The organism is Bacillus sp. XT-2, from assembly GCF_025696525.1.
Taxonomy (GTDB): domain Bacteria; phylum Bacillota; class Bacilli; order Bacillales; family Bacillaceae; genus Bacillus; species Bacillus halotolerans.
Window position 1 is genome coordinate 1,031,959 of sequence record NZ_JAHVOC010000001.1, and the last position, 20,999, is coordinate 1,052,957.

Genomic DNA, 20,999 nt, shown 5'->3' on the forward strand with positions numbered 1-20,999 from the left:
GCTGGTGCTATTAAAGCGCCGGCCTTCTGAAGTGTGTCTAATTTCTGACGAAGCCATCGAAAACGTTGACATCTCCGTTGAATTTGCATACGATTTGGATAGCCAGTACAAATTAGGAGAGGTCACCAAATGAATCAAACAGAAAATAAACCGAAAAATTATACTGGAATTGTCCTAACACTGACAGTTCTGATTAACGGTTTAATCGCAGTGCTGTTTTTTATGCCCAAATTAGATCAGTTCAGCCATGCGAATATTCACATTTTGCCAATGCTGAATGCGATATTCAACAGCTTTACGTTTATCTTCTTGTTGGCGGCACTGATTATGATTAAACAAAAAAACATTAAGGCGCATAAACGCTTTATTTTAGCTGCTTTTACGACAACTTTATTGTTTTTGATTTGCTATGTCACATACCATTCGATTGCGGAGAATACGCTGTATGGCGGAGAAGGTATTATGCGTCCGATTTACTTCTTTATTTTAATTACGCATATCTGCCTTTCTGCAATTATCGTGCCGCTTGCGCTGTTTACGCTGATCAGAGGCTTCAGCATGCAGGTTGAGCGCCATAAAAAAATTGCCAGATGGACAATGCCGCTGTGGCTGTATGTCAGCCTTACAGGCGTTATTGTATATTTGATGATATCACCGTATTATTAAAAGCCATACTTTGTATGGCTTTTTTGAGGTTGGTAAACATAACAAAAGCCCAAATATCGTTTTGGGCTTTGTCAGTAAATTGACAGGCTCCTTTAATGAGCCGTTGATTCCATGGTTTCAAGTGTTGCAACTTGTAAAGATTTTTCAACAGTTTTCGTTTTTTCTTTTACTTTTTCCGCGTACGTGTAATCACCGTAGCAATACGGATAACGGAAATTGTTTTCATTTCCTCCGCAAGTATAAAGCCCGGGATTTTTTTCGACTTGCTGCTCGGAGTATTGTTTTGCCAATTCCTCAGTATGCGTTCCTCCATGTTCAGCTACAAAATCAATATAACCTGCCCCCATGTTGTAGCTTTGAATAATCGTATCCAAATCCACACCTTTTTCTTTACCGGTTTTGTACATGAGGGTAAATTGCTTGATGCCTTGTTTAATACTGAGTTGAGGGTCTGTTATCTCATTACGCTTTAACCCTAGAGATTCAGAGGACTGCATCGGATCATTGCCTTTTCCTTTTGACTCCTGATACATCATGCCGAGTATCAGCGATGTGTAATTGGAGAGTCCCCGATTTTCAAGCTCGTCCTCAACCAGCGGTTTATAATCAGTTAAACGTTCGAGGACAATTGTTTTCGTGTCAATCGGAAGTTTTTTGATTAAATCGCGGTTGAACAAAAGCAGGACCAATAAAAAAGAGGCCATGACAAAGACAGAAATCATCATAAAACCCGCAGCAGCGAAACAGCCTTTTCTCTTTTTCTTCACTGTGTTTCACCCTCAATGTTTGCAGCAGTATGACTTTTTCATTATGACACAGAACGTATACCAGACCAAGTGAAAACCTGATTTGAAACATAAATTTAAACTATGAGATTAAATTGGAACAAGAAGAGACAGGTTTGCATGAAAGGTCATTTGTTATAAGATAAAACTATGAAATAAGAAAGGTGAGACACATGACTGAATTTCGAGAAACGGACCGTGCGAATGAAACGGTGACCGATTTGGACGAAGAAACTTTATTTCTAGTCGCACAAACCTTCAAAGCGCTTTCTGATCCTACGAGAATCAGAATTCTCCATTTGCTTTCTCAGGGTGAACATGCTGTGAACGGGATCGCTGAGAAACTGAATTTACTGCAATCAACAGTATCCCATCAGCTCAGGTTTTTAAAAAATCTACGGCTCGTGAAATCGCGCAGAGAAGGAACATCAATCTACTATTCTCCCGAGGATGAGCATGTTTTAGATGTGCTTCAGCAAATGATCCATCATACAAGACACGATTAAAAAAGACATCCTTGCTGCCGCATGTCGCGATTAAGCAAGGATGTCTTTTTCTTTACTGTGCCCATTTTGTTCCAGCCCGTTTCTGCTGATTTTGATGACAATAGAGGAAAAACCGATATAATAGACGGCGATCAGAAAACAGACGCCAATCGTGAAAGGATCAGTACCGATAGATTGGCTGTAAGATCCCAGGCTGTGTAAATCAGGCGCGGCAAGGTACAGCTCTGTTACACGATAAAGAAATCTAGATAGAAATAGGGTTAGCAGAATAAGCTCTACCCAAATATGAGTCCGAAAATAAATTTTTCCTCTGCGTTTTTCAAAGGAGAGATTTTTCCTGGCGAAAAAAACCAGCAGACATCCGCCGAGAATGCCGATAATGAAATATCCGTATAAAAAAGGATGAATGAGACTGAAGATGGTGAGACCGAATGCAAACATTGAAAAAAGAATCATACGAGTAAAAAGCCAGCGAGGCTTCAGCGGCTGATATCCGATGGATCGCTTGATTTTTTTATACAGAAAAAAGACGATAATCACGACAGGATAAACGCTTTGAAGTGTAAGATGCATGATGTGATATCCCCTCCGTTGAGAAGTGTATGCTTATCCGTTTTGAAATAGTAGTCTAAATAAACAATGCCCATAAAAAAAGAAGGGGAGGCCCCTGTTTTCATAACATATGCACGATGCCTTTAGGCTGCATAATAGATATGCCCAAGCCTCATAAAATGGTATGATAATATTGGAAAATAAAAGCAGGAGACAAGGTGCGAAAAATGAAACTGGAACGTATGTTAGCGATGGTGATGTTATTAATCAGCAAAAAACAAGTGCAGGCTGCTGAGCTAGCTGATTTGTTTGAAGTATCAGTCAGAACGGTTTACCGAGATATTGATACGATCAGCAGAGCGGGCATTCCGATTGTAACCTCACAAGGCGCCGGGGGCGGGATCAGTGTGATGGAAACGTATCGGCTTGAAAGAGAGTGGCTGAAAGAAGAGGAGCTATTTGCTATTGCTTCCGCTTTGCAGAGTGTCTCATCGATGTATGAACCCGCTTCTCACAGCGCGGCTTATCAAAAAATAAAACATCTCATACCTGACCAGGCCGCAGAGGCATTTAAGCGAGAAACGGAAAAATGGTTTATTGACATGACGGCATGGGGACAAACAGAGGACCAAAAAGCGCTTCGAGAAAACATCAGTGATGCAATCGATCGGTCGTCAACCATATCATTTACATATACAAATGCAAACGGGGAAACACTTCTCCGTGAAACAGAGCCTTACACGTTGGTGTGCAAGACAGGCCGCTGGTATTTATACGCCTACTGTCTGGTTAGAAACGATTTCCGTTTTTTTAAATTAAGCCGGATGAAAGATCTGACTGTTTTACATCAATCATTTAAGAGAAAAGACATACAGCTGGAGACTCTGCCTTGGGATGCGAATTGGTATCGAAAGGACCGTTTAACTGAACTGGTCATTCTTGTCCAGCCCGGTGCGCATCAGCGTATAAGTGAATGGTTTGGAAATGATGTCCTTCTATTTAATGATAATGAAGCCTGCCGAGCGGTGATATCTCTGCCTGAGGATCAATGGCTGATCGGTTTCTTGCTGCAATTTGGCAAGGATATTGAGGTCCTGGAACCCCTTCATATCCGGGAAAAGGTAAAAGAAACGATTTTTCATATGCAAAAAATATATGAAACCTGACACAATGCTGTCAGGTTTCTTCTTTTATAATCTAGGTAAAAGGAGGTATCATATGAGCTATTCACATATGACACATTTAGAACAAAAGCGCTTTTCAGGGCTGTCACAAAGAACAAGCAATGCATTGGAAATGACGGAAAAAAGACAAATCCCGCTCTTATGGAATCGATTTTGGCAGCAGGATACGAGCGTGTTACTTCCGCCTAATAAAAAAGATCAGAGCATTATCGCTTTATACTCTCATTACGAACAGCAGGAGAATGGGTTGTACACATTTTCTGTCGGCGCTTTTACCGAGCATAGCGACATGCTTTCGGAACCTTATGAGGATATATATTTACCGGCTTCCGCTTATGCTGTTTTCACTTCAAGAATCGGTCCTATTGAAGACATTGTACTCGACACATGGAAGGAAATCTGGTCTTGGGATAAGCGCCATTTGCGTACGTTTTCAGGAGACTTTGAGCAGTATGATCAAAGTGCGCTTTCACCGCAGCGGGCGCAGGTTAAAATATTTGTCGCCATAAACTTGGTATAACACTCTTGAAAAACTAATGGTATTAGTTAATAATAAAACTAACACCATTAGTTTTTTATTCAGGAGGAGTTATCATATGAGAATGATTCAGAATCAAACTGTGCGGCAGCTGACGTTTTATCCGACATTATTTCCGGTCAATTGTTATCTTGTAGAGGAAGAAAATGAAGTAACCTTAATTGATACTGGTCTTCCGAACAGCTATAAAGGGATTATCCAAGCAGTGAATCAGCTGGGAAAACCGTTACAACACATTTTATTGACTCATGCGCACGGTGATCATGTCGGTTCGCTGGATGCACTGTCCCAAGCCTTTCCTCATGCAAAGGTTGTCATATCCGAGCGTGATTCATTCTTGTTAAAAGGTGATGTTTCTTTGCGGAAAGATGAACCGCAGACGCCTATAAAAGGAGGAATTCCAAAAAATATCAAAACAAAGCCTGACGTTTTGCTGGCGGGTGGCGAAACAATCGGTTCTCTCCTTGCGATTTCAACCCCAGGTCATACCCCGGGAAGCATGTCGTTTCTGGACACAAGAAACGGAATTGTAATAGCTGGGGATGCATTTCAACTACGCGGGGGAATAGCCGTCTCCGGCCAGATGAGATGGACATTTCCTTTTCCTGCCTTCGCCACTTGGAATAAGGAGGCTGCTGTAAGAAGCGCGGAATGGCTTGTTGACAAGGCGCCGAGCTGTCTCGCGGTCGGACATGGGAATTTCCTTGCTTCACCAGAACAGTCGATGAAATTAGCAATTCAAAAAGCAAAGAAGGGGGTCTGACCATGTCACCGAGAGCAGGATTACATCAAAAGATGATTATAGAAGCGGCGGCAGAGATTGCTGATCAGGAAGGAATAAACGGCGTAACACTAGCCGCACTCTCTAAAAAAATGAATGTACGGCCCCCGTCTCTGTATAATCACATAAGCGGGCTGCAGGGAATCAGAACAGAGCTTGCCGTTAGCGGTTTGACAAGGCTTTTTGATACGATGGCTGATTCCGTCAAAGAACAGAAGGGGGAGTCCGCCTTGCTATCTTTAGGCGATGCATATGTTGGGTTTGCAGTTGAAAATCCGGGTTATTATGAAGCGACTTTACTTAAAATTCAAGATGAAAGAGCTGAAAGCCTGTCAAACCAGATTGTCCGTCTTGTCACGAAACTGCTAATTGACAGCGGTTATGCAAACGAACAGACTGTGATCCATGCAACAAGAGGGCTGCGAAGCTTGCTGCACGGATTCGCGACTTTAATCGGAAAAGAAGCGTTTGAATTAAAGGAAGACATTTCAGAAAGCTTAGCATTTTCAATTCGATTATTTCTATCGGGTCTGTCAATAAACAATAAAAGTATTATGTAAACTAAATAATGTATGTCTTATATTTCTGAATATTGTATAATATATCATGCAGTATATATAAGGGAGAGCAAGAGGCGATGCATGATATTTACAAAATTGAGCAATTAGCGGCAGCATCATGGCCGTCTTATATTCAAAAAAGAATGGGGAAATGGCTTCTCAGAGCGAACTTTGGCGTAACCAAACGGGCGAACAGCGTATGGACATCGGCGGACATGCCAGAAGGAGATTACCAAAAAGAGATCGAGCATTTCTATAAAAGTTTAGGTCTGCCCGTTTGTATTCAAATCAGTGACGCATCTCCGGAAGGACTGGATGATGCATTGGCAGACAGCGGATATGAAAAGATTGATGAATGTTTTCAGATGACAGCATCATGCTGCGATATTTTAGATCGTACTTTTGACAACAGCCGATTTACATATAAGTGGGAGCAACAGCCATCGTCTTCATGGATTGATGATTTTATCCGATTAGAAGAATTTTCACCAGAACGGCATTGCGGCTATACAAGCATTTTCAAACGAATACAGCCGTGTAAAACCTTTTTCACTATGTATGACCAAGGCAGCCTGACAGCAGTGGGCACGGCTTCCGTTATCGATGGCTATGGCGGACTCAGCAACGTTGTAGTAGCAAAGGAACATAGAGGAAAAGGGGCAGGGACTCAAGTCATCAGGGCTCTGACTGAATGGTCAATGAACCATGGAGCTAAGTATATGTACTTGCAAGTGATGAAAGAAAACTCAGCCGCCGTTTCTTTGTATGAAAAAATTGGGTTCTTGCCTATATCGGAACACCATTACCGGATCAAAAAGGAGGATGGCTGATGAATTCGCTTCAAGAGATTATCTGTGAAAAACGGACATATACACGCCTTTATTCCTCACATAAGCACACGTACAGCCAATTTCTTTTTCCCCTTGAAGGGAATATCGATCTTGAAACAGAGGATCGGCAGGTCAAATTAAAGCCGGATCAATTTTTATATATTCCGCCAGAGTGCGAGCACCGGTTCCGCTCTATTGGCAGAAATGAATGTCTTGTGCTGGATGTGCCGCTTCAGGCGATGAAAATTGAGGAGCATCATGCAGCCGCAGGGATTGAAGCTGCAATCGATCCTTTTTGGTCTTCGATCAGGCACTTATTAATAGAGGAAGCAAACACACGCTCAGCGCACACGCTCCACCTGCTTGTTCAATACATAAAAGAAAAACTGCAAACCCATACTCATGCGTCAATCGCATACATCCATAGCCATTTGTCTGAGCCGCTGACAATACAAAAGCTGGCGGAAATTGAACATTATCACCCAGCTTACTATTCAAGCTGGTTTAAGAAACAGACCGGTAAGTCCCCTAAAGCCTATATAGCTGACCTCCGTCTTGAGGAAGCGAAACGGATGCTGATTGAGAAAAATGTTACGCTGACTGTCGTGAGTCAAGCGCTCGGCTTTCAAAACCTTTCTTCTTTTACAAGATGGTTTGTAAAAAGTACAGGTGTATCACCCCGAATATACCGGAACACCTTTCATTCGGATAAAAAAATATGAGCTTTTGGTTAAACATTTAGCAGGTGTCTCTTTTAAAATAGTAAGAAAAAGGAGATATAATGATGGCTGTAATTGAAGATTTTGAAAAACTGGATATCAGAACTGGCACCATTATCAAAGCGGAAGAATTCCCTGAAGCAAGAAATCCGTCAATTAAACTGTTCATTGATTTTGGAGAAGATATCGGCATTAAACAATCAAGCGCGCAAATCACAAAGCGCTATTGCCCGGAAGAACTGACCAACACACAAATTATCGCTGTCGTGAACTTCCCGCCGCGCCGAATCGCAGGTTTTAAATCCGAAGTCTTAGTCCTCGGCGGCATTCCCGGCCAAGGTGATGTCGTCCTGCTTCAGCCTGAACAACCATTATCAAACGGAACAAAAATCGGATAACACAAAAAAGACGTTTGCCTAAGAGGCAAACGTCTTTGCGTATTGAGGCGATGCACCACACGCCACATTCGTGTGTGCCGCAAAGGGCATGTACATCGGCTTACACAATTCAGCTCATCGCTATATGAATATAGCATGACGGTTGAGGAAATGCAAGGAGTACTTTGTTATTGTAATTGAAAACGTAATAAAACTTGTCTTATTTTGTATGATGTTGTCGAAAGTAAGCGAAAACACAAAATTCAATCGTAATATTGTTAAATTGTATGACGATATTAAGCTGGTGTTTTATTGTCCAAACTCAGAAAATTGACTTAACTGTGACCCGTACTGTGACCTGATTATGACCTGAAACACCGTTTTGTGGATGTGAATAAATGCTGTTAAATCAATAAAAACGTACTAAATAATAAGGTGAATACAGGGGAGTAATGTGACCTGGATTTTTAATTCAGGTCTTTTTTATGCACAAAAAAATGCCTATTATCTCTAGATAGGCATTAAATATTATTATCAATATCTTCATTTATTTTTTGGCTAAGTTTCTGAACCTTCTTTTTAACATTTGAAACAGCTCTTTTTTGAATTTCATCAAAGTTCTCCTGAATATAGTCCATGATACTTCTTATTAAAACTTCACTTTCATAATTGAATATCTCATTTATTTCTGACTGTTCTTCATCTGTCAGGTGATGGTATTGAAGTTGTTTAGCATTTACTTCAGCAGCTACATCAATCCTCACTTTAGTTGTTCTGGTTGTACAATTTCATATTCACCTTCTGCATACTCTTGCTCCGCATAATGGCCTCCCCATTGACAGAGCTCCTGCAAGATAGGTTTAAGAGATTCTCCAAGTTCAGTGGATGAATATTCAACCTTCGGGGGTACTTGATTATACATCTTTCTGCTCACAAGTCCACTGGCTTCAAGCTCTCTAAGTGTTTGAATCAGCATTTTCTGAGTTATATTTGGGATAATGCGCTTTAATTCACTCGTTCTCTTTGGTCCATTCATTAAAAAGTATAATACAAGGCCTTTCCATTTTCCGCCAATAACTTCCTTTGTCACTTCAAACCCACAGCTAAATTTTTTCATGTCTAAAGCTCTCCATTCCACATTTATTACTTTTTAGTTACTATATCACAAAAAAGTGGGTACTTCCGATAATGTGCTTACTGAAGGATACTATATCTTGTAAGTTGTTCTTCAAGTACTTAAAGGTACTAGACATAAAATAAAATTAATTCTAAAGGAGTGTTAAGTATGGGTAAATTTGAAGGTGAAATAGCGCTTGTAACGGGTGGAACAAGTGGGATTGGTCTTGCTACAGCACAAAAATTTGTAAACGAAGGTGCATATGTTTATATCACGGGACGTAGACAAAACGAACTTGATAAAGCTGTTAACCAAATTGGCAAGAACGTAACCGGTGTTCAAGGTGATATTTCTAAGCTTGAAGACTTAGACAAACTATATGACATTATAAAGCAGGAAAAAGGTAAGTTGGACATTCTTTTTGCTAATGCAGGCACCGGAAACTTCCTTCCATTAGGTGAAATTACTGAAGAGCAGGTTGATAGAACGTTCGACATTAACGTTAAAGGAACCATCTTTACTGTTCAAAAAGCGTTATCACTATTCCCGGACAAAGTAGGTTCTATTATTGTAACGGGCTCTACTGCTGGATCAATTGGCAACCCAGCGTTTAGTGTATATGGAGCATCTAAAGCAGCATTAAGAGCACTAGTTCGCAACTGGATTCTTGACCTAAAAGGTACTGAAATCCGTGTAAATGTGGTTAGTCCAGGAGTTATTCTTACACCTGCATACGATGAGCTTTTTGGTGATGCACTTGAAGGAGCAATGGAAAATACCAGAAATACTGTTCCAACTGGAAAAGTTGGGACACCTGAAGAAGTAGCAAACGCTGTATCTTTCCTTGCTTCAGACGAAAGCAGTTACTTGACGGGTATTGAATTGTTCGTAGATGGCGGGCTAGCACAGGTATAATTTCACTGCGCAGAGAAGGGGTACTTTGGATACTTCTATAATTCACAGGAGGGCTATAAATGACTAATCAATTAGAAGAAAAGGTTGAACTTCTTGAACAAGAAATTGAAGAGCTTAAATGGCAAATCTTAAAGCTTAGTAATGCAAAACTGAATGATCCAAGATACCCTTATTCCAATTGGTTAATTCAACATAATATTTATAGTGAGAAAAGAAGAGAATTGGAATATATCTTATCAGTCTTAAATGATCGTGTTCTAAATAGTCCTCAGCCACCAGAACAGTATCGAAAAGAGGTTGAAGGCATTTCAAGTCAGGAGTTACATAATGAGAAAGTCCCTGACTTTGCAGAAGTGCGTGATATCTTATCTAAAGTTCTTGGAATTAAAGAAAAGAAAGTGATAGCGCTTCTTAATGCTCTAAAAGATGAAGGTAAATTTAAGGATTTAAGCGAGAAACTTTTAGATGAAGTTTATTAAAAACTAGACTCCCTTTAGCTGGGGGTCTTTTTTATGCAGTGTGTTAAAATATGGATGGGTATTCTTGTTATCACAAGGGAAGAGAGGGGCGTTAAAGGGTCGGAACATTCTTCCGAACCTAGTGTGCTGCTGTCCACTCTATATATTGTGTGACTTCTTATAAGCATGTCATTATAATTGTCTTTAGTACGTTTTCCCTTGTGTTCACTTAAAAAGGTGAGCAGAATGACAAAAGTTAAAAAAGATGAAAAATCAGGAACATACTATTTTGTTTATTCAGGTGGAACGCATCCAATAACAAAAAGAGAATTCAGCGTAAAAGAAAAGGGATTAAGACTTATAAAGAAGCTCAAGAGGTACTTAGACAGGTAATTCTTGAGGTTGAAGAAGAAAAGAACTACTTACCTGAGATACCTGAATCATTTGGAACGTATGCTGAATCCTGGTTAGAATCAAAAAGAGTGAAGCTTAGACCAAGTACATTTAACAACTATAGAGAGATACTTCAATACAATGTTCTTTCTTATTTATCGGTATACAAATTCGATGAGATCACAGAGGATGTATTGCAGCAACACATAAATACACTCCACTTTGAACGAAAAGTATCTGCTGACACAGTAAGAAGAGCAGTACAGGTAACCAGGAGCATATTCAAAAAGGCATCACGAAGAAGAAAAATTGATATGGCCATCTTTGATGAATTGAACTTACCAAGAGAAAAGAGCATAGTGGAGACTTGGACTCCTGAAGAAATTAAACGTTTCCTGGATACTTCAAAACTTAAACGCCCATCAAGACATTACATTGCTTATGAAATATCCATTAAGACTGGTTTGAGAATGGGTGAGGTTCTGGGGTTAGAATGGAAGAGTATTAACTGGGAAAAACGGTATATCACAATACGCCAAACACTATGTAGGATAGATGATAAAGGTAACTATGGGTTAGAGCCAGAAGTTAAAACAGTTAACTCATACAGAAATGTTAATATACCTGAGTCACTATGTGAAAGCTTACGGAAACATAAAAGGTTGGTTGAAAGGGACAAGATAGAAGCAGGAGTAAAATACAATGATCTAGATTTAGTGGTATGTACGAAAATGGGGGATTGGTTGCCGCCTTGTAATTGGAGAAGGGGATTTCACTCAATACGCAAACAGCTAAGATTACCAAAGATTAAACCTCATGCACTGAGACACACACATGCTACGTATCTAATCAGTATTGGAGTAAGTCCAAAAATAGTACAAGAGAGGTTAGGTCATTCTGATATTAAACAAAGATTAGGAACATACAGTCACGCTCTTCCATCAATGCAACTAGAAGCAGCAGATAAGATGGATTTATTATTAAAATCGTGACCTCACCTGTGACCTGACAGAATTAAAAAAGCGATGAGCTACGCTGTGTAAGGCTTTGTAGTACCTCTTTGAACACGCCACATTCGTGTGTGCTGCAAAGGGCATGTACATCGGCTTACACAATTCAGCTCATCGCTATATGAATATAGCATGACGGGTGAGGAAATGCAAGGAGTACTTTGTTATTGTATGTTTGAATTTGTTGTGAAAATATGAAATGAAGAGAAATAGGGGAGATTACTGTACAATGATTAGTTTGTATTGGATGATTTGAAACCGGTAAAAGTCATGTTATGACCTGAGTGTGACCCCAACTGTGACCCGAAGTATACATTTAAGAGTTGTCATAAACGTAGTTAAATCAACGAAAACGTACTAAATATCAAAGCGAATAGAAGGAACCAGTATGACCTAGACTTTTTGATCTGGGTCTTTCTTTGTTGCACAAAAAAATGCCTAGGAACTCTCAATAGGCATTAAATGTTAGTATCGATATCTTCATTTTTTTTTGACTTAGTTTCTGAATCTTCTTTTTAACATAAAAGGCCAGGGTGCTACCAACACCCCGGCTCTGTACAAAAAGCTGCCCATCATAGGGCTTGCTCGATATGGTTTCTTGGTAGACCTATCCCTTTAGGTTCTGAGGCTCAAGGGAGGTCTATTTTTTATTTATATACGTCAACAGGGCGATTATAAACGACTCGAATGAAAGACATTAGCATTAATGCCTGGAATATTGACATAGCATCACCCCCTTTCATTAGGGGATGATCAAGACTCCCTTGAGTGAGCAAACTTTATAGGAAATATTTATACATAAATGTCCTTGTCGTTAAACATTCACAATATATTGACAACGTGAAAGGAGCTTGCAAAATGCAGGTTCTTTTTTGTATTCGGTTATAAAACCTTTGATATATTGTCTATAAAAATTCAATTTGAATATGGAAACAATACAAGAATAAAAGTTGGATGTTGCTTTGTTTATTGGTCATTTTTTCTTGTAAATACTTTTCATGTTCTTTCTATAGAATAAAGTTCCGACTTTTTTGTGACTAATGATAGCGGGAAATTAAAAAAGAACCTGTTGAAATAGCCCAGGTTCTTTTTATATTGCACAAAAATAGACACGGTGATATAATCAGACTACGTGTGCTTTCTGTGTAAAAAGTTATAGATATCCATCTTATATTTTTATTATATCATGCTGGAAAGCTCTTTGTCAATTATTATTTTTGAAGGGGAGATGTAGAATGAGTTCTTTGGTTCTTGGTTTTCACGAAATTGAAAAAACACAGCATTTGCTTGTTGGAGGAAAAGGGTTAAATTTAGGGGAATTATCAAAAATTCAAGGTCTGCAAGTACCAGAAGGATTTTGTGTCACAACTATAGGATATCAAAAAGCCGTCGAACAAAACGAAACGTTACAAGTGTTGTTGGATCAATTGGCCATGCTAAAAGTTGAGGATCGAGATCAAATTGGTAAAATCAGCAGAAAGATTCGACAAATCATTATGGAAATAGAAATTCCTTCCGATGTTGTGAAAGCAGTTGCTCACTATCTCTCCCAGTTTGGTGAGGAACATGCCTATGCCGTACGTTCGAGTGCGACTGCTGAAGATTTACCACATGCTTCTTTTGCCGGTCAGCTAGATACCTATTTAAATATTATCGGCAAAGAAGCGATCTTGCTGCATATCAGCAAATGCTGGGCTTCCCTATTTACGGATCGCGCGGTAATCTACCGCATGCAAAATGGATTCGACCATACCCAAGTTTATTTATCCGTTATCATTCAAAGGATGGTTTTCCCACAGACTTCGGGGATTTTATTTACCGCTGATCCAATCACTTCCAACAGAAAGGTGTTATCCATCGATGCCGGTTTTGGACTTGGTGAAGCACTGGTCTCTGGCTTGGTATCTGCCGATTGTTATAAAGTACAGGATGAGCAAATCGTCGATAAGATGATAGCAACCAAAAAATTGGCTAACTATGGACGAAAAGAAGGAGGAACAGAAACACAGCAGATCGAGCCTACTCAGCAAAAGACTCAAACACTGACTGATGAACAAATTTTACAACTGGCACTCATCGGGAGACAGATCGAAGTTCATTTTGGTTGCCCGCAAGATATCGAATGGTGTTTGGTTGACGATACTTTTTATATTGTCCAGAGTCGTCCAATCACAACTTTATACCCTATCCCTGAAGCGAGTGATCAAGAAAATCACGTCTATATCTCTGTTGGTCATCAACAAATGATGACGGATCCCATAAAACCACTGGGATTGTCTTTTTTTCTGTTGACGACTTCTGCACCCATGCATAAAGCTGGTGGAAGGTTATTTGTTGATGTCACACATAATCTGGCATCACCTGACAGCAGAGAATTTTTATTAAATGGCATGGGACAACACGATCCGCTCTTAAAAGACGCACTTATGACAACAATTGAGCGACGGGATTTCATTAAGTCGATACCAAATGATAAAACAGCAACGATTCCCAACCGAAGTAACAATACAGATATGCTGGCACAATTCGAGAACGATCCAACAATCGTTTCTGATTTGATTAAGCGTAGTCAAACATCGATAGAAGAGTTAAAACAAAACATCCAAACGAAATCGGGATCGGATTTGTTTGATTTTATTCTCGAAGATATCCAGCAATTAAAGAAGATCTTATTTGACCCACAAAGTTCGGCTGTGTTTATGGCTGCTATAAATGCTACATCATGGATTAACGAAAAAATGAACGAGTGGTTAGGCGAAAAAAACGCAGCAGATACGCTTTCTCAATCTGTACCTCATAATATTACTTCAGAAATGGGTCTTGCGCTATTGGACGTCGCAGACGTGATACGTCCTTATCCAGAAGTAATTGCTTATTTACAGCATGTAAAAAATGATCACTTTTTGGATGAGCTGGTTGAGTTTGAAAATGGACAGAAAATCCAAGACGCTATCTATGCTTATCTCAACAAATACGGAATGCGGTGTGCCGGAGAAATTGATATTACAAGAACTCGGTGGAGCGAAAAACCAACTACACTTGTCCCAATGATTCTTAATAATATCAAAAACTTTGAGTCTAATGCCAGCCATCGGAAATTTGAACAAGGGCGACAGGAGGCTTTGAAGAAAGAACAAGAGTTATTAGATCGATTGAAGCAATTACCGGATGGTGAACAAAAAGCCAAAGAAACCAAACGAATGATCGACATAATCCGGAATTTCATCGGTTATCGGGAATATCCAAAATACGGCATGGTTAATCGCTACTTCGTTTATAAGCAGGCTTTACTGAAAGAAGCCGAACAACTCGTAAAAGTGGGCGTTATTCATGAAAAAGAAGATATATACTATCTCACTTTTGAAGAACTTCACGAAGTCGTACGCACAAATAAACTGGATTACCAAATCATAAGCAAACGAAAAGACGAGTATAATTTATATGAAAAACTATCTCCACCACGTGTTATCACGTCTGATGGTGAAATCATTACAGGCGAGTACAAACGAGAAAATCTCCCAGCCGGAGCGATTGTAGGTCTACCTGTTTCCTCCGGAGTTATAGAGGGGCGAGCACGTGTCATCTTAAACATGGAAGATGCTGATCTAGAAGCTGGAGATATATTAGTCACTTCCTTTACTGATCCTAGCTGGACACCATTGTTTGTATCCATAAAAGGCCTAGTCACCGAAGTTGGTGGACTGATGACCCATGGAGCAGTTATAGCGCGTGAATATGGCTTACCTGCAGTTGTTGGAGTTGAAAATGCTACCAGACTAATCAAAGACGGGCAACGAATTCGTGTGAATGGAACAGAAGGGTACATTGAAATATTGTAATGGCTTATCAATTAAGATCTTATCATAATGGACGCCTTAAATGGATAAAAGAACGGTTATACTGTTCATTCTTTTATCTTCTTGAGCAGAGATAAGGACACTTAGTGAATGTTGAATATTTGATGGCTTGCTACACACATTGAGGCCTTAGCTATTCTTCGACAAGATTAGAGAATCGATGAAATATAAAAAAATGAAAAAATAATACTCTAACAATAAGTAAAGTCGGATCCCCATAGAGTGGGGATCCGGCTTTTTTATGTAATAATTGCTTAGCGTGGGAAATCTGCATTGCAGAAAAAGAAGATCCTGAAGAAATGGTCAAAGCAATTCAAAGTAGCATGTGGAGAGAATTTGGCCAATGTGCACAGTAGGCATTGGAGATAACATGTTACTCAGTAAGCTTGCGCTTGACCTGGAGAGTAAGAAAACAAAGAGTGGTATTGCACGTTGGAGATATGAAGATGTACCAAATAAACTCTGGAAGGTTCACCCGCTGTCTAAAATGTGGGGAATAGGAGGGAGGATGGAAAGAAATCTGAATCGGATGGGAATATCAACTGTAGGTCAGTTGGCTAAATTTCCTTTAGAGCTGCTTGAAAAGAAGTTTGGAATAATGGGAAACCAGTTGTACTACCTCTCACGGAATTGATTTATCAGAAATAGGTGCTCCGTTGATGCAAGGTCAGATTAGTTTTGGTAAGAGTCAAATTTTAATGAGGGATTACACAAGAAAAGAAGAGATTAAGGCTGTTCTTCTGGAGATTTGTGAGGAAGTCGCAAGAAGGGCACGTGCACATAATAAAGTTGGTCGAACAATTAGCCTAGGAATTGGTTACAGTAAAGATGAGCTTGGCGGTGGTTTTCATCGATCCAAAACAATTGATCTACCCACAAATATCACAATGGACATTTATGAATGTTGCTTGATGCGCTTTTATAAGTTTTACTCGGGTAAAACAGTGAGTAATATCTCAGTCACACTATCAAATATTGAGGGTGATGTTAATCAGCAGGTTAGTTTATTTGAAGTGGATAATAAAAAGAGAAGAAAGCTTGGATTCGTTATGGATGGAATTAGAAGCAAATACGGATCGAAAGCGATTCTGAGAGCAGTTTCTTATACACCTGCAGGGACAGCACTTCACAGAGCTAGGCTAACAGGTGGACATAAGAGTTAAAACCCTTCTCAATGAGAAGGGCTAAACATTAAACAAAAAACTTGGTTGGTTGAATAGAAGTAATGTTCCTTTTAGCTTCATGGAATTCTTGGTCATTCGAGGATGAAAAGCCACTAAACACTGCTAATCCAACGACAACTGACAAGGTGGCTAATGCAAGTTTAAATTTCATATAAACACTCTCCTCTTTGTATTTGGATTCGGGCATCCACCATGACGTCAAAAAAGGTGGTTGAGTTTTCAAATTGCCCTATCTCCTTACAATAATTAGCCGTGTCGAGTGCTAATTCCTCTAAATCTGGATACATAACATTATCTTTAAGTACAGAAAAAGTTCGGAAAACTGTGCGTTTATCTATAGAGTCGATATATAAAGCCTTTAAGTAATTAAACTCAGCAATTAAGACATCGTCATTTATTGCTTTTGCTTTCTCGTTTCCTTTTTTGTAAAGAACCAAGGCTTTTTCAATATCCTTCATTTTAAAGTGAATTTGTGTCAGCGTAAATAACGTGTGAGGGAGGAGATCGCTTTTATCTCTTTCATACAATGAAACTGCTTGTTCAATATATTCAGCAGCTTTGTCATACTCTTTCATCTTATAATAACAGTTTCCCAAATTATATAATGATGCACCAATTAGTTTGTGTTTGTTTATGGCTTTTGAGTCTTTTAGGGCTCTCTGAAGATGGGGAACTGCTTTTTCATGACTTTCCAGATCATCAAAGTTGCCTGCTACAACAAATGCACATTGTATTCGGCGAACAGTATAAGTTTTTTGGTCTTTATAAATGTTAAGGGCTGCTTCAGCATAGTGCATTGATACATGGGTTTGTTTCATGTGATAATACACTTCAGCCATTTTGAAATAAAACTCAGCTCGTTCAATTTCATCTGTTACTAAAGCGAGCTTTTTCTCAGCAATTTTATATGACCTTATTGCATTTATATAATCCTTCTTATCAAATTCATACATTCCTCTAAAGAAATTGCAGTAGTATTCCAGGACACCTTTAAGCTTTGTTTGGCTGCTTTCGATCTTTTCTAATAAGTCTGAAATTTTAGGACGTGCTTCATTCAATGACTTAGGTTCAAGGTAATCCAGCATTAGCTGATGACGAAAACACATTAGAGAATAATACAGCAATAAGTCTTGATCTTCCTTCATATGTTTTATTTCTTCTTCAACCTCTGCTTTTAATATCTCAGCATCTGGAACGGCGAACATCCGTATGTATTTATACCACTCATTGATTTTAACTCCAACCGTGGATGACGGAATTAATTGCTCCATTGAAATCCCTCCCTCTATGTATCCAATAGACTAAATATGTAATATTTTATCATATTTAAGTGTTTAAGGAAGATTAACGTTTTCTTAAAAAGCGAAAAAAATACCCTCCTCGATTAAGAGAAGGGTAGGGGTTTTATCTCGGTGAATCATAATCCATTGCTTGTTCACTATCAGAAATACCTTGAGAGTTGTCGGGTCAACAATGATTCCCATTGCAGTTAAAAAAGTTAGAAGTGCATTAAATTTCTCTGTCAAATTGTCACCTAATACCGTCAAGTCGTATATCGTACACGATCCTAGTACTTATATTACATCTAAGGGTTAATCAGTCGAGATCATTGAGGAATCAAAATATAGCCAAGTGATTGTTATTACTCAGCGCAACAGAAAAGAAGGAACCAGCAAAAGTAGATATTACGGTTGATTTCATACATAAAAGATCACATAGGAAGAAACACCTTGCTTAAAACAAGAAAAAGGAGCTAAAAAGCCCCTTATAAGTTTAAATAACTTTTGTATAAATAGCCTTATAAAACCCTATTGAGTAATCAAAATAATAATTTGTAAGAGTATAAGTATAACCATTGTATTCAAGAGAAGGCTTGAAGTTTGGTATGGGACTAAGCTGATATATGGTATCGTACTCATATTCATCATTTTTCACAACAACTTCAGATGAAACATTCGTTGCCAAGGCAGGAACAGCGGATATTAGCATGCCGAATGTTAAAGCAGAACTCAATAAAATTTTTCGAGGGTTCAATTATATCAACTCCATTTACATATTATGCATTTATTATGCAATATCTGGAGTTTATTTGGAAGTGAATGAAGGATCATAAAAGCCTATTTATTTTCAAAATCGTGGTTTTAAACAAATTAGGGGGAAACGAATGAATCAAGATATTCAGCTTTTGAAAGACCTCCAAACTGAATTGAAAACGCAGGATCATGGCTCTCAAGCTGCACCGCGGTTTGTTTATAGGAGATTATAAATGAATTAGGACTTCAGATGATGATGATGCGGAACGCTGTTCTGTTTACATCCCTGAAGATGGCGAATCTTATGACCTGGAAAGTTATCTAAAGGACATCAAGGAGAATGATGAATTGTCTTCAGAAGCGGTGGAAGATATAGAGTGTGAGGCTTCCGCATTAGATTGGATATATGAATATGTAGACAGTGGCGCTGATCTGATACCAGAAACAGAGGTTCATTACATTTATCAAAATACAATGTTTCTAACTAAAGCAGAGGCAAAAGAGAAAGAAAATGATTCAGAAGTAATCGCAGTTCACCAATCCTTATTCAAAGACAGCCTTCCTTTTGGAGATTTTTATTAGTATCAATTCTGTATAAAACATGTATTTTATTCTAAACAAAGAGAGATGTGAACAATAGTAAATATCTTAACTAATATATTGAAAAGTGACAGATTGGATGAATATCCATTATTTAAAAAGTTCTGCTCTCTCAAAGAAAAAGGGTTACGTAAGGAATCCTTTAAACCATTATCTTCCTTTATTGATGAGGCAAAGACATGGGATCATAATGCACAACAGAATTTTGCTTGTTGGCTATTTGCTTTATTTGAAACATCAGATGATATTCATCATACACTCGTTCATCCTTTGGAAAAGGAACTTTTAAAGCCTTTACTTGAGGTATGGATGAAGAGTAACCCCGAAGATCCAAGACCACATAGGTGGTATGGCGTGTTTTTAAATGCTAAACGTGTCGATTACTTATACAATGCACTTAGACTTGGTGGCAGCAATGAACAATTATCCTTATTAACGCTAATCGATATTAATTTGAACGCCCTTTGGTATTCATTTCATTATATATCCAAGATTTGTATCTTGGCGATATTAAAGAAGATACAGCACTTATTACTAAGTCACGGCAGTTAAACAACAAGGTAGAATGTCAACAAACAAGAAATAACAATAACGAAGCACTTAACTATTATCAAGATCTGTTGAATGACTGGGTGTTGTTTACAGAAAAACAATCAAAGGGATTTATTGAATGGTGTGAAAATAAGGGTAGAAATTATCATTGGGTCAAATCCTATTATTACGAAAAATAACAATAGAGGCAGTTTTTATTTGTTTATTGCTTGTTTTAAATTTACATAAAAACACCATTTGATATAGACATTTTAATCGTGAATTGATCACTTTTGCGATTGTCAGAAAGCTATACAGGTATGAAATGGAGCGGTACCCAAGAGAGCTGTTAGATAACTCTTCACATACCTAAACATTGAGCTGCATGAGTTGTTGCTATTTCAAAAAGATCATAACCATATCGATCACTCAGGATAATAATGGTAAACTAAAGTTATAAGGTTGGGAAAGAATTACAAGTTTTCTAGGACAGTGAGCAAATGTAAATATAACGGCGAATGGGTTACTGATAGTCAAGGTGGAAAAATGATATTGATTTAATGGAGGATGTATGAAAAGGAACATTTAAGTACAACAAACCAGGTGAAAACAGATCCGAACAGAATTTATTATCAAGAGTTCACATAAAGAGACAAAGCTTAAGAGACGTTTGGATAAAGAATTTATGGTTTGAGTTTAATGATATGAATTATTTCGTAACGCGGTGGTTATTTTCAGAGGTTGAATAATGCTCAATCTTTTATACTCTGGATTTATGGCAATCGCATTAGTCACTATTGGCATCATAGGATTTTACGCTTTAATCACTTATTTGGTGTTTGCTGTCCCTTTGCAATTTGCAAGTGCTGCTGAGAAAAAGAGGAAAAAAGTTTAAATTAATCTTTTTATCTACACAGCTATAGCTTTTGTAGCTGCGTTATCGTTCTTTGTTGTGACTAATCCAACAAGTGCTCTTGCTTGCTGTGCTAAAAAGCTTAAATTATTTCATTATGAGCATTGTTGCAGCTTTCATTTATTGGTTCTGGGACTCTATATTCTTACGGAATTAAAATAAGTTTAAATCATGAATTTCACACCGTTTACAACAAGTAAGAAGGCTGCTGTTCCAAACAATAAATATCCAGACAGTTTTTGTTTGCTTAATATCGCTTCAATTCCGACTACTGATAAAAGTGCTGCAACAAACAATTGAACAACCAGCAACAATAATTCATTTTGATTAAACAGTGAGTATACGCACAAGACTAATGCAATGCAAGAAACCGAAATTTTTGCAACTTTTAGCAAGGTATCACTCCTTATGCAGTCATGAATTAACCTTAACACGATTACGTGTCTTAATCCGAGAGCATAAAGAATCAAGATAAAAGAAGTGTTTTATT

General features: G+C 38.4%; 27 protein-coding genes and 3 pseudogenes. 20 read left to right on the forward strand and 10 right to left on the reverse strand.

The genetic code is table 11. From position 1 onward, the window contains the following. Window positions 1–129: 129 nt before the first annotated feature. A complete protein-coding gene (locus KXD37_RS05925; RefSeq protein WP_003231280.1) occupies window positions 130–666 on the forward strand; it encodes a DUF420 domain-containing protein in 537 nt (178 codons plus the stop codon). 92 nt (window positions 667–758) lie between these two features. On the opposite strand, the gene KXD37_RS05930 is transcribed toward KXD37_RS05925, so the two are convergent. Further along, on the reverse strand, window positions 759–1,433 hold the full coding sequence (locus KXD37_RS05930; RefSeq protein WP_024121708.1) for a lysozyme family protein: 675 nt from the start codon (window positions 1,431–1,433) through the stop codon (window positions 759–761). 191 nt (window positions 1,434–1,624) lie between these two features. Between KXD37_RS05930 and czrA the strand changes: the two genes are divergently transcribed. Beyond that, the gene (gene czrA / locus KXD37_RS05935; RefSeq protein ID WP_024121707.1) at window positions 1,625–1,957 is read left to right on the forward strand and encodes a Zn(II)-responsive metalloregulatory transcriptional repressor CzrA; all 333 of its coding nucleotides are present in this window, start codon (window positions 1,625–1,627) and stop codon (window positions 1,955–1,957) included. 30 nt (window positions 1,958–1,987) lie between these two features. Here czrA and csk22 read toward each other — a convergent pair whose 3' ends face one another. After that, on the reverse strand, window positions 1,988–2,530 hold the full coding sequence (csk22, locus tag KXD37_RS05940) for a mother cell-specific sporulation protein Csk22 (protein WP_095713089.1): 543 nt from the start codon (window positions 2,528–2,530) through the stop codon (window positions 1,988–1,990). 206 nt (window positions 2,531–2,736) lie between these two features. Here csk22 and KXD37_RS05945 point away from each other — a divergent pair, with 206 nt between their 5' ends. From KXD37_RS05945 to csaA, 7 genes are all read left to right on the forward strand, one after another. After that, on the forward strand, window positions 2,737–3,675 hold the full coding sequence (locus KXD37_RS05945) for a helix-turn-helix transcriptional regulator (protein ID WP_106022150.1): 939 nt from the start codon (window positions 2,737–2,739) through the stop codon (window positions 3,673–3,675). A 52-nt stretch (window positions 3,676–3,727) separates the two neighbouring features. Then, window positions 3,728–4,213 carry a GyrI-like domain-containing protein gene (locus KXD37_RS05950; protein ID WP_188323051.1) on the forward strand — a complete coding sequence of 162 codons (486 nt, stop codon included), beginning with the start codon at window positions 3,728–3,730 and terminating at the stop codon, window positions 4,211–4,213. A 76-nt stretch (window positions 4,214–4,289) separates the two neighbouring features. After that, on the forward strand, window positions 4,290–4,994 hold the full coding sequence (locus KXD37_RS05955) for an MBL fold metallo-hydrolase (RefSeq protein ID WP_106021266.1): 705 nt from the start codon (window positions 4,290–4,292) through the stop codon (window positions 4,992–4,994). A 2-nt stretch (window positions 4,995–4,996) separates the two neighbouring features. After that, on the forward strand, window positions 4,997–5,572 hold the full coding sequence (locus tag KXD37_RS05960; RefSeq protein WP_263463393.1) for a TetR/AcrR family transcriptional regulator: 576 nt from the start codon (window positions 4,997–4,999) through the stop codon (window positions 5,570–5,572). A 77-nt stretch (window positions 5,573–5,649) separates the two neighbouring features. Continuing rightward, window positions 5,650–6,402 carry a GNAT family N-acetyltransferase gene (locus tag KXD37_RS05965; RefSeq protein WP_106021262.1) on the forward strand — a complete coding sequence of 251 codons (753 nt, stop codon included), beginning with the start codon at window positions 5,650–5,652 and terminating at the stop codon, window positions 6,400–6,402. Beyond that, complete coding sequence (locus KXD37_RS05970) at window positions 6,402–7,124, forward strand: helix-turn-helix domain-containing protein (protein ID WP_263463394.1); 723 nt, start codon at window positions 6,402–6,404, stop codon at window positions 7,122–7,124. Before KXD37_RS05965 ends, KXD37_RS05970 begins: the two co-directional genes overlap by 1 nt. 62 nt (window positions 7,125–7,186) lie before the next feature. Beyond that, on the forward strand, window positions 7,187–7,519 hold the full coding sequence (gene csaA, locus KXD37_RS05975) for a chaperone CsaA (protein ID WP_188323048.1): 333 nt from the start codon (window positions 7,187–7,189) through the stop codon (window positions 7,517–7,519). A gap of 500 nt (window positions 7,520–8,019) precedes the next feature. On the opposite strand, the gene KXD37_RS05980 is transcribed toward csaA, so the two are convergent. Beyond that, on the reverse strand, window positions 8,020–8,262 hold the full coding sequence (locus KXD37_RS05980) for a hypothetical protein (protein WP_049809936.1): 243 nt from the start codon (window positions 8,260–8,262) through the stop codon (window positions 8,020–8,022). Next, window positions 8,259–8,615: a winged helix-turn-helix transcriptional regulator gene (locus KXD37_RS05985; RefSeq protein ID WP_024121697.1), complete on the reverse strand. Its 357-nt coding sequence runs from the start codon at window positions 8,613–8,615 to the stop codon at window positions 8,259–8,261. The genes KXD37_RS05980 and KXD37_RS05985 overlap by 4 nt, the downstream gene beginning before the upstream one ends. 168 nt (window positions 8,616–8,783) lie before the next feature. On the opposite strand from KXD37_RS05985, the gene KXD37_RS05990 reads away from it, so the two are divergent. The 4 genes from KXD37_RS05990 to KXD37_RS06005 all read left to right on the forward strand — a co-directional run bounded on the left by KXD37_RS05990 (window position 8,784) and on the right by KXD37_RS06005 (window position 11,373). Next, the gene (locus KXD37_RS05990) at window positions 8,784–9,530 is read left to right on the forward strand and encodes an SDR family NAD(P)-dependent oxidoreductase (protein ID WP_188323047.1); all 747 of its coding nucleotides are present in this window, start codon (window positions 8,784–8,786) and stop codon (window positions 9,528–9,530) included. Window positions 9,531–9,589: 59 nt separating this feature from the next. Beyond that, a complete protein-coding gene (locus KXD37_RS05995) occupies window positions 9,590–10,009 on the forward strand; it encodes a hypothetical protein (RefSeq protein WP_024121695.1) in 420 nt (139 codons plus the stop codon). Between the two features lie 225 nt (window positions 10,010–10,234). Next, complete coding sequence (locus tag KXD37_RS06000; protein WP_223203879.1) at window positions 10,235–10,381, forward strand: hypothetical protein; 147 nt, start codon at window positions 10,235–10,237, stop codon at window positions 10,379–10,381. An 89-nt stretch (window positions 10,382–10,470) separates the two neighbouring features. Further along, window positions 10,471–11,373, forward strand: coding sequence for a tyrosine-type recombinase/integrase (locus KXD37_RS06005; RefSeq protein WP_240671131.1), 903 nt, complete (start codon window positions 10,471–10,473; stop codon window positions 11,371–11,373). Window positions 11,374–12,031: 658 nt separating this feature from the next. On the opposite strand, the pseudogene KXD37_RS06010 reads toward KXD37_RS06005, so the two are convergent. Further along, window positions 12,032–12,116 (reverse strand): annotated as a pseudogene (locus KXD37_RS06010) (putative holin-like toxin). 510 nt (window positions 12,117–12,626) lie between these two features. Here KXD37_RS06010 and ppsA point away from each other — a divergent pair. Together ppsA and KXD37_RS06020 are read left to right on the forward strand one after the other, a co-directional pair. Further along, on the forward strand, window positions 12,627–15,230 hold the full coding sequence (ppsA, locus tag KXD37_RS06015; protein WP_188323046.1) for a phosphoenolpyruvate synthase: 2,604 nt from the start codon (window positions 12,627–12,629) through the stop codon (window positions 15,228–15,230). A 293-nt stretch (window positions 15,231–15,523) separates the two neighbouring features. Beyond that, window positions 15,524–16,411 (forward strand): annotated as a pseudogene (locus tag KXD37_RS06020) (DNA polymerase thumb domain-containing protein); the annotation flags it as partial. A 28-nt stretch (window positions 16,412–16,439) separates the two neighbouring features. Here the strand turns inward: KXD37_RS06020 and KXD37_RS06025 are convergent. The 4 genes from KXD37_RS06025 to KXD37_RS06040 form a co-directional block, all read right to left on the reverse strand. After that, window positions 16,440–16,583 carry a hypothetical protein gene (locus tag KXD37_RS06025; protein ID WP_024121692.1) on the reverse strand — a complete coding sequence of 48 codons (144 nt, stop codon included), beginning with the start codon at window positions 16,581–16,583 and terminating at the stop codon, window positions 16,440–16,442. After that, window positions 16,573–17,703, reverse strand: coding sequence for a tetratricopeptide repeat protein (locus KXD37_RS06030; RefSeq protein WP_188323045.1), 1,131 nt, complete (start codon window positions 17,701–17,703; stop codon window positions 16,573–16,575). Before KXD37_RS06030 ends, KXD37_RS06025 begins: the two co-directional genes overlap by 11 nt. Window positions 17,704–17,836: 133 nt before the next feature. Continuing rightward, window positions 17,837–17,881, reverse strand: a complete 45-nt coding sequence (locus tag KXD37_RS24080) for a hypothetical protein (RefSeq protein ID WP_372588338.1) — start codon at window positions 17,879–17,881, stop codon at window positions 17,837–17,839. A gap of 324 nt (window positions 17,882–18,205) precedes the next feature. Further along, entirely contained in the window at window positions 18,206–18,466 is a 261-nt protein-coding gene (locus KXD37_RS06040) for a hypothetical protein (protein WP_081638323.1), read from the reverse strand. Between the two features lie 347 nt (window positions 18,467–18,813). On the opposite strand from KXD37_RS06040, the gene KXD37_RS06045 reads away from it, so the two are divergent. From KXD37_RS06045 to KXD37_RS06065, 5 genes and pseudogenes are all read left to right on the forward strand, one after another. After that, a complete protein-coding gene (locus KXD37_RS06045) occupies window positions 18,814–19,047 on the forward strand; it encodes a hypothetical protein (RefSeq protein ID WP_106021718.1) in 234 nt (77 codons plus the stop codon). 93 nt (window positions 19,048–19,140) lie between these two features. After that, a complete protein-coding gene (locus tag KXD37_RS06050; RefSeq protein ID WP_223257246.1) occupies window positions 19,141–19,617 on the forward strand; it encodes a hypothetical protein in 477 nt (158 codons plus the stop codon). Window positions 19,618–19,888: 271 nt separating this feature from the next. Continuing rightward, window positions 19,889–20,034, forward strand: a pseudogene (locus KXD37_RS06055) (XRE family transcriptional regulator); the annotation flags it as partial. A gap of 337 nt (window positions 20,035–20,371) precedes the next feature. Continuing rightward, window positions 20,372–20,491 (forward strand): UPF0715 family protein, encoded by a 120-nt coding sequence (locus KXD37_RS06060; RefSeq protein WP_254518301.1) that lies wholly within the window; start codon window positions 20,372–20,374, stop codon window positions 20,489–20,491. A gap of 115 nt (window positions 20,492–20,606) precedes the next feature. Next, window positions 20,607–20,666 (forward strand): hypothetical protein, encoded by a 60-nt coding sequence (locus KXD37_RS06065; RefSeq protein WP_255004945.1) that lies wholly within the window; start codon window positions 20,607–20,609, stop codon window positions 20,664–20,666. Between the two features lie 7 nt (window positions 20,667–20,673). Here the strand turns inward: KXD37_RS06065 and KXD37_RS06070 are convergent, their stop codons facing one another. Next, on the reverse strand, window positions 20,674–20,904 hold the full coding sequence (locus KXD37_RS06070) for a hypothetical protein (protein ID WP_127696872.1): 231 nt from the start codon (window positions 20,902–20,904) through the stop codon (window positions 20,674–20,676). Window positions 20,905–20,999 lie beyond the last annotated feature (95 nt).

What these genes read in the sequence shown, in the direction of transcription:
- czrA (WP_024121707.1), top strand. Translation starts at nt 1,625, where the DNA reads ATGACTGAATTTCGAGAAACGGACCGTGCGAATGAAACGGTGACCGAT.
- KXD37_RS05995 (WP_024121695.1), top strand. Translation starts at nt 9,590, where the DNA reads ATGACTAATCAATTAGAAGAAAAGGTTGAACTTCTTGAACAAGAAATT.
- csk22 (WP_095713089.1), bottom strand. Translation starts at nt 2,530, where the DNA reads ATGCATCTTACACTTCAAAGCGTTTATCCTGTCGTGATTATCGTCTTT.
- KXD37_RS05965 (WP_106021262.1), top strand. Translation starts at nt 5,650, where the DNA reads ATGCATGATATTTACAAAATTGAGCAATTAGCGGCAGCATCATGGCCG.
- KXD37_RS06000 (WP_223203879.1), top strand. Translation starts at nt 10,235, where the DNA reads ATGACAAAAGTTAAAAAAGATGAAAAATCAGGAACATACTATTTTGTT.
- KXD37_RS05985 (WP_024121697.1), bottom strand. Translation starts at nt 8,615, where the DNA reads ATGAAAAAATTTAGCTGTGGGTTTGAAGTGACAAAGGAAGTTATTGGC.
- KXD37_RS06060 (WP_254518301.1), top strand. Translation starts at nt 20,372, where the DNA reads ATGGCAATCGCATTAGTCACTATTGGCATCATAGGATTTTACGCTTTA.
- csaA (WP_188323048.1), top strand. Translation starts at nt 7,187, where the DNA reads ATGGCTGTAATTGAAGATTTTGAAAAACTGGATATCAGAACTGGCACC.
- KXD37_RS06030 (WP_188323045.1), bottom strand. Translation starts at nt 17,703, where the DNA reads ATGGAGCAATTAATTCCGTCATCCACGGTTGGAGTTAAAATCAATGAG.
- KXD37_RS06025 (WP_024121692.1), bottom strand. Translation starts at nt 16,583, where the DNA reads ATGAAATTTAAACTTGCATTAGCCACCTTGTCAGTTGTCGTTGGATTA.
- KXD37_RS05970 (WP_263463394.1), top strand. Translation starts at nt 6,402, where the DNA reads ATGAATTCGCTTCAAGAGATTATCTGTGAAAAACGGACATATACACGC.
- KXD37_RS05945 (WP_106022150.1), top strand. Translation starts at nt 2,737, where the DNA reads ATGAAACTGGAACGTATGTTAGCGATGGTGATGTTATTAATCAGCAAA.
- KXD37_RS05960 (WP_263463393.1), top strand. Translation starts at nt 4,997, where the DNA reads ATGTCACCGAGAGCAGGATTACATCAAAAGATGATTATAGAAGCGGCG.
- KXD37_RS05955 (WP_106021266.1), top strand. Translation starts at nt 4,290, where the DNA reads ATGAGAATGATTCAGAATCAAACTGTGCGGCAGCTGACGTTTTATCCG.
- KXD37_RS05990 (WP_188323047.1), top strand. Translation starts at nt 8,784, where the DNA reads ATGGGTAAATTTGAAGGTGAAATAGCGCTTGTAACGGGTGGAACAAGT.
- KXD37_RS05925 (WP_003231280.1), top strand. Translation starts at nt 130, where the DNA reads ATGAATCAAACAGAAAATAAACCGAAAAATTATACTGGAATTGTCCTA.
- ppsA (WP_188323046.1), top strand. Translation starts at nt 12,627, where the DNA reads ATGAGTTCTTTGGTTCTTGGTTTTCACGAAATTGAAAAAACACAGCAT.
- KXD37_RS05950 (WP_188323051.1), top strand. Translation starts at nt 3,728, where the DNA reads ATGAGCTATTCACATATGACACATTTAGAACAAAAGCGCTTTTCAGGG.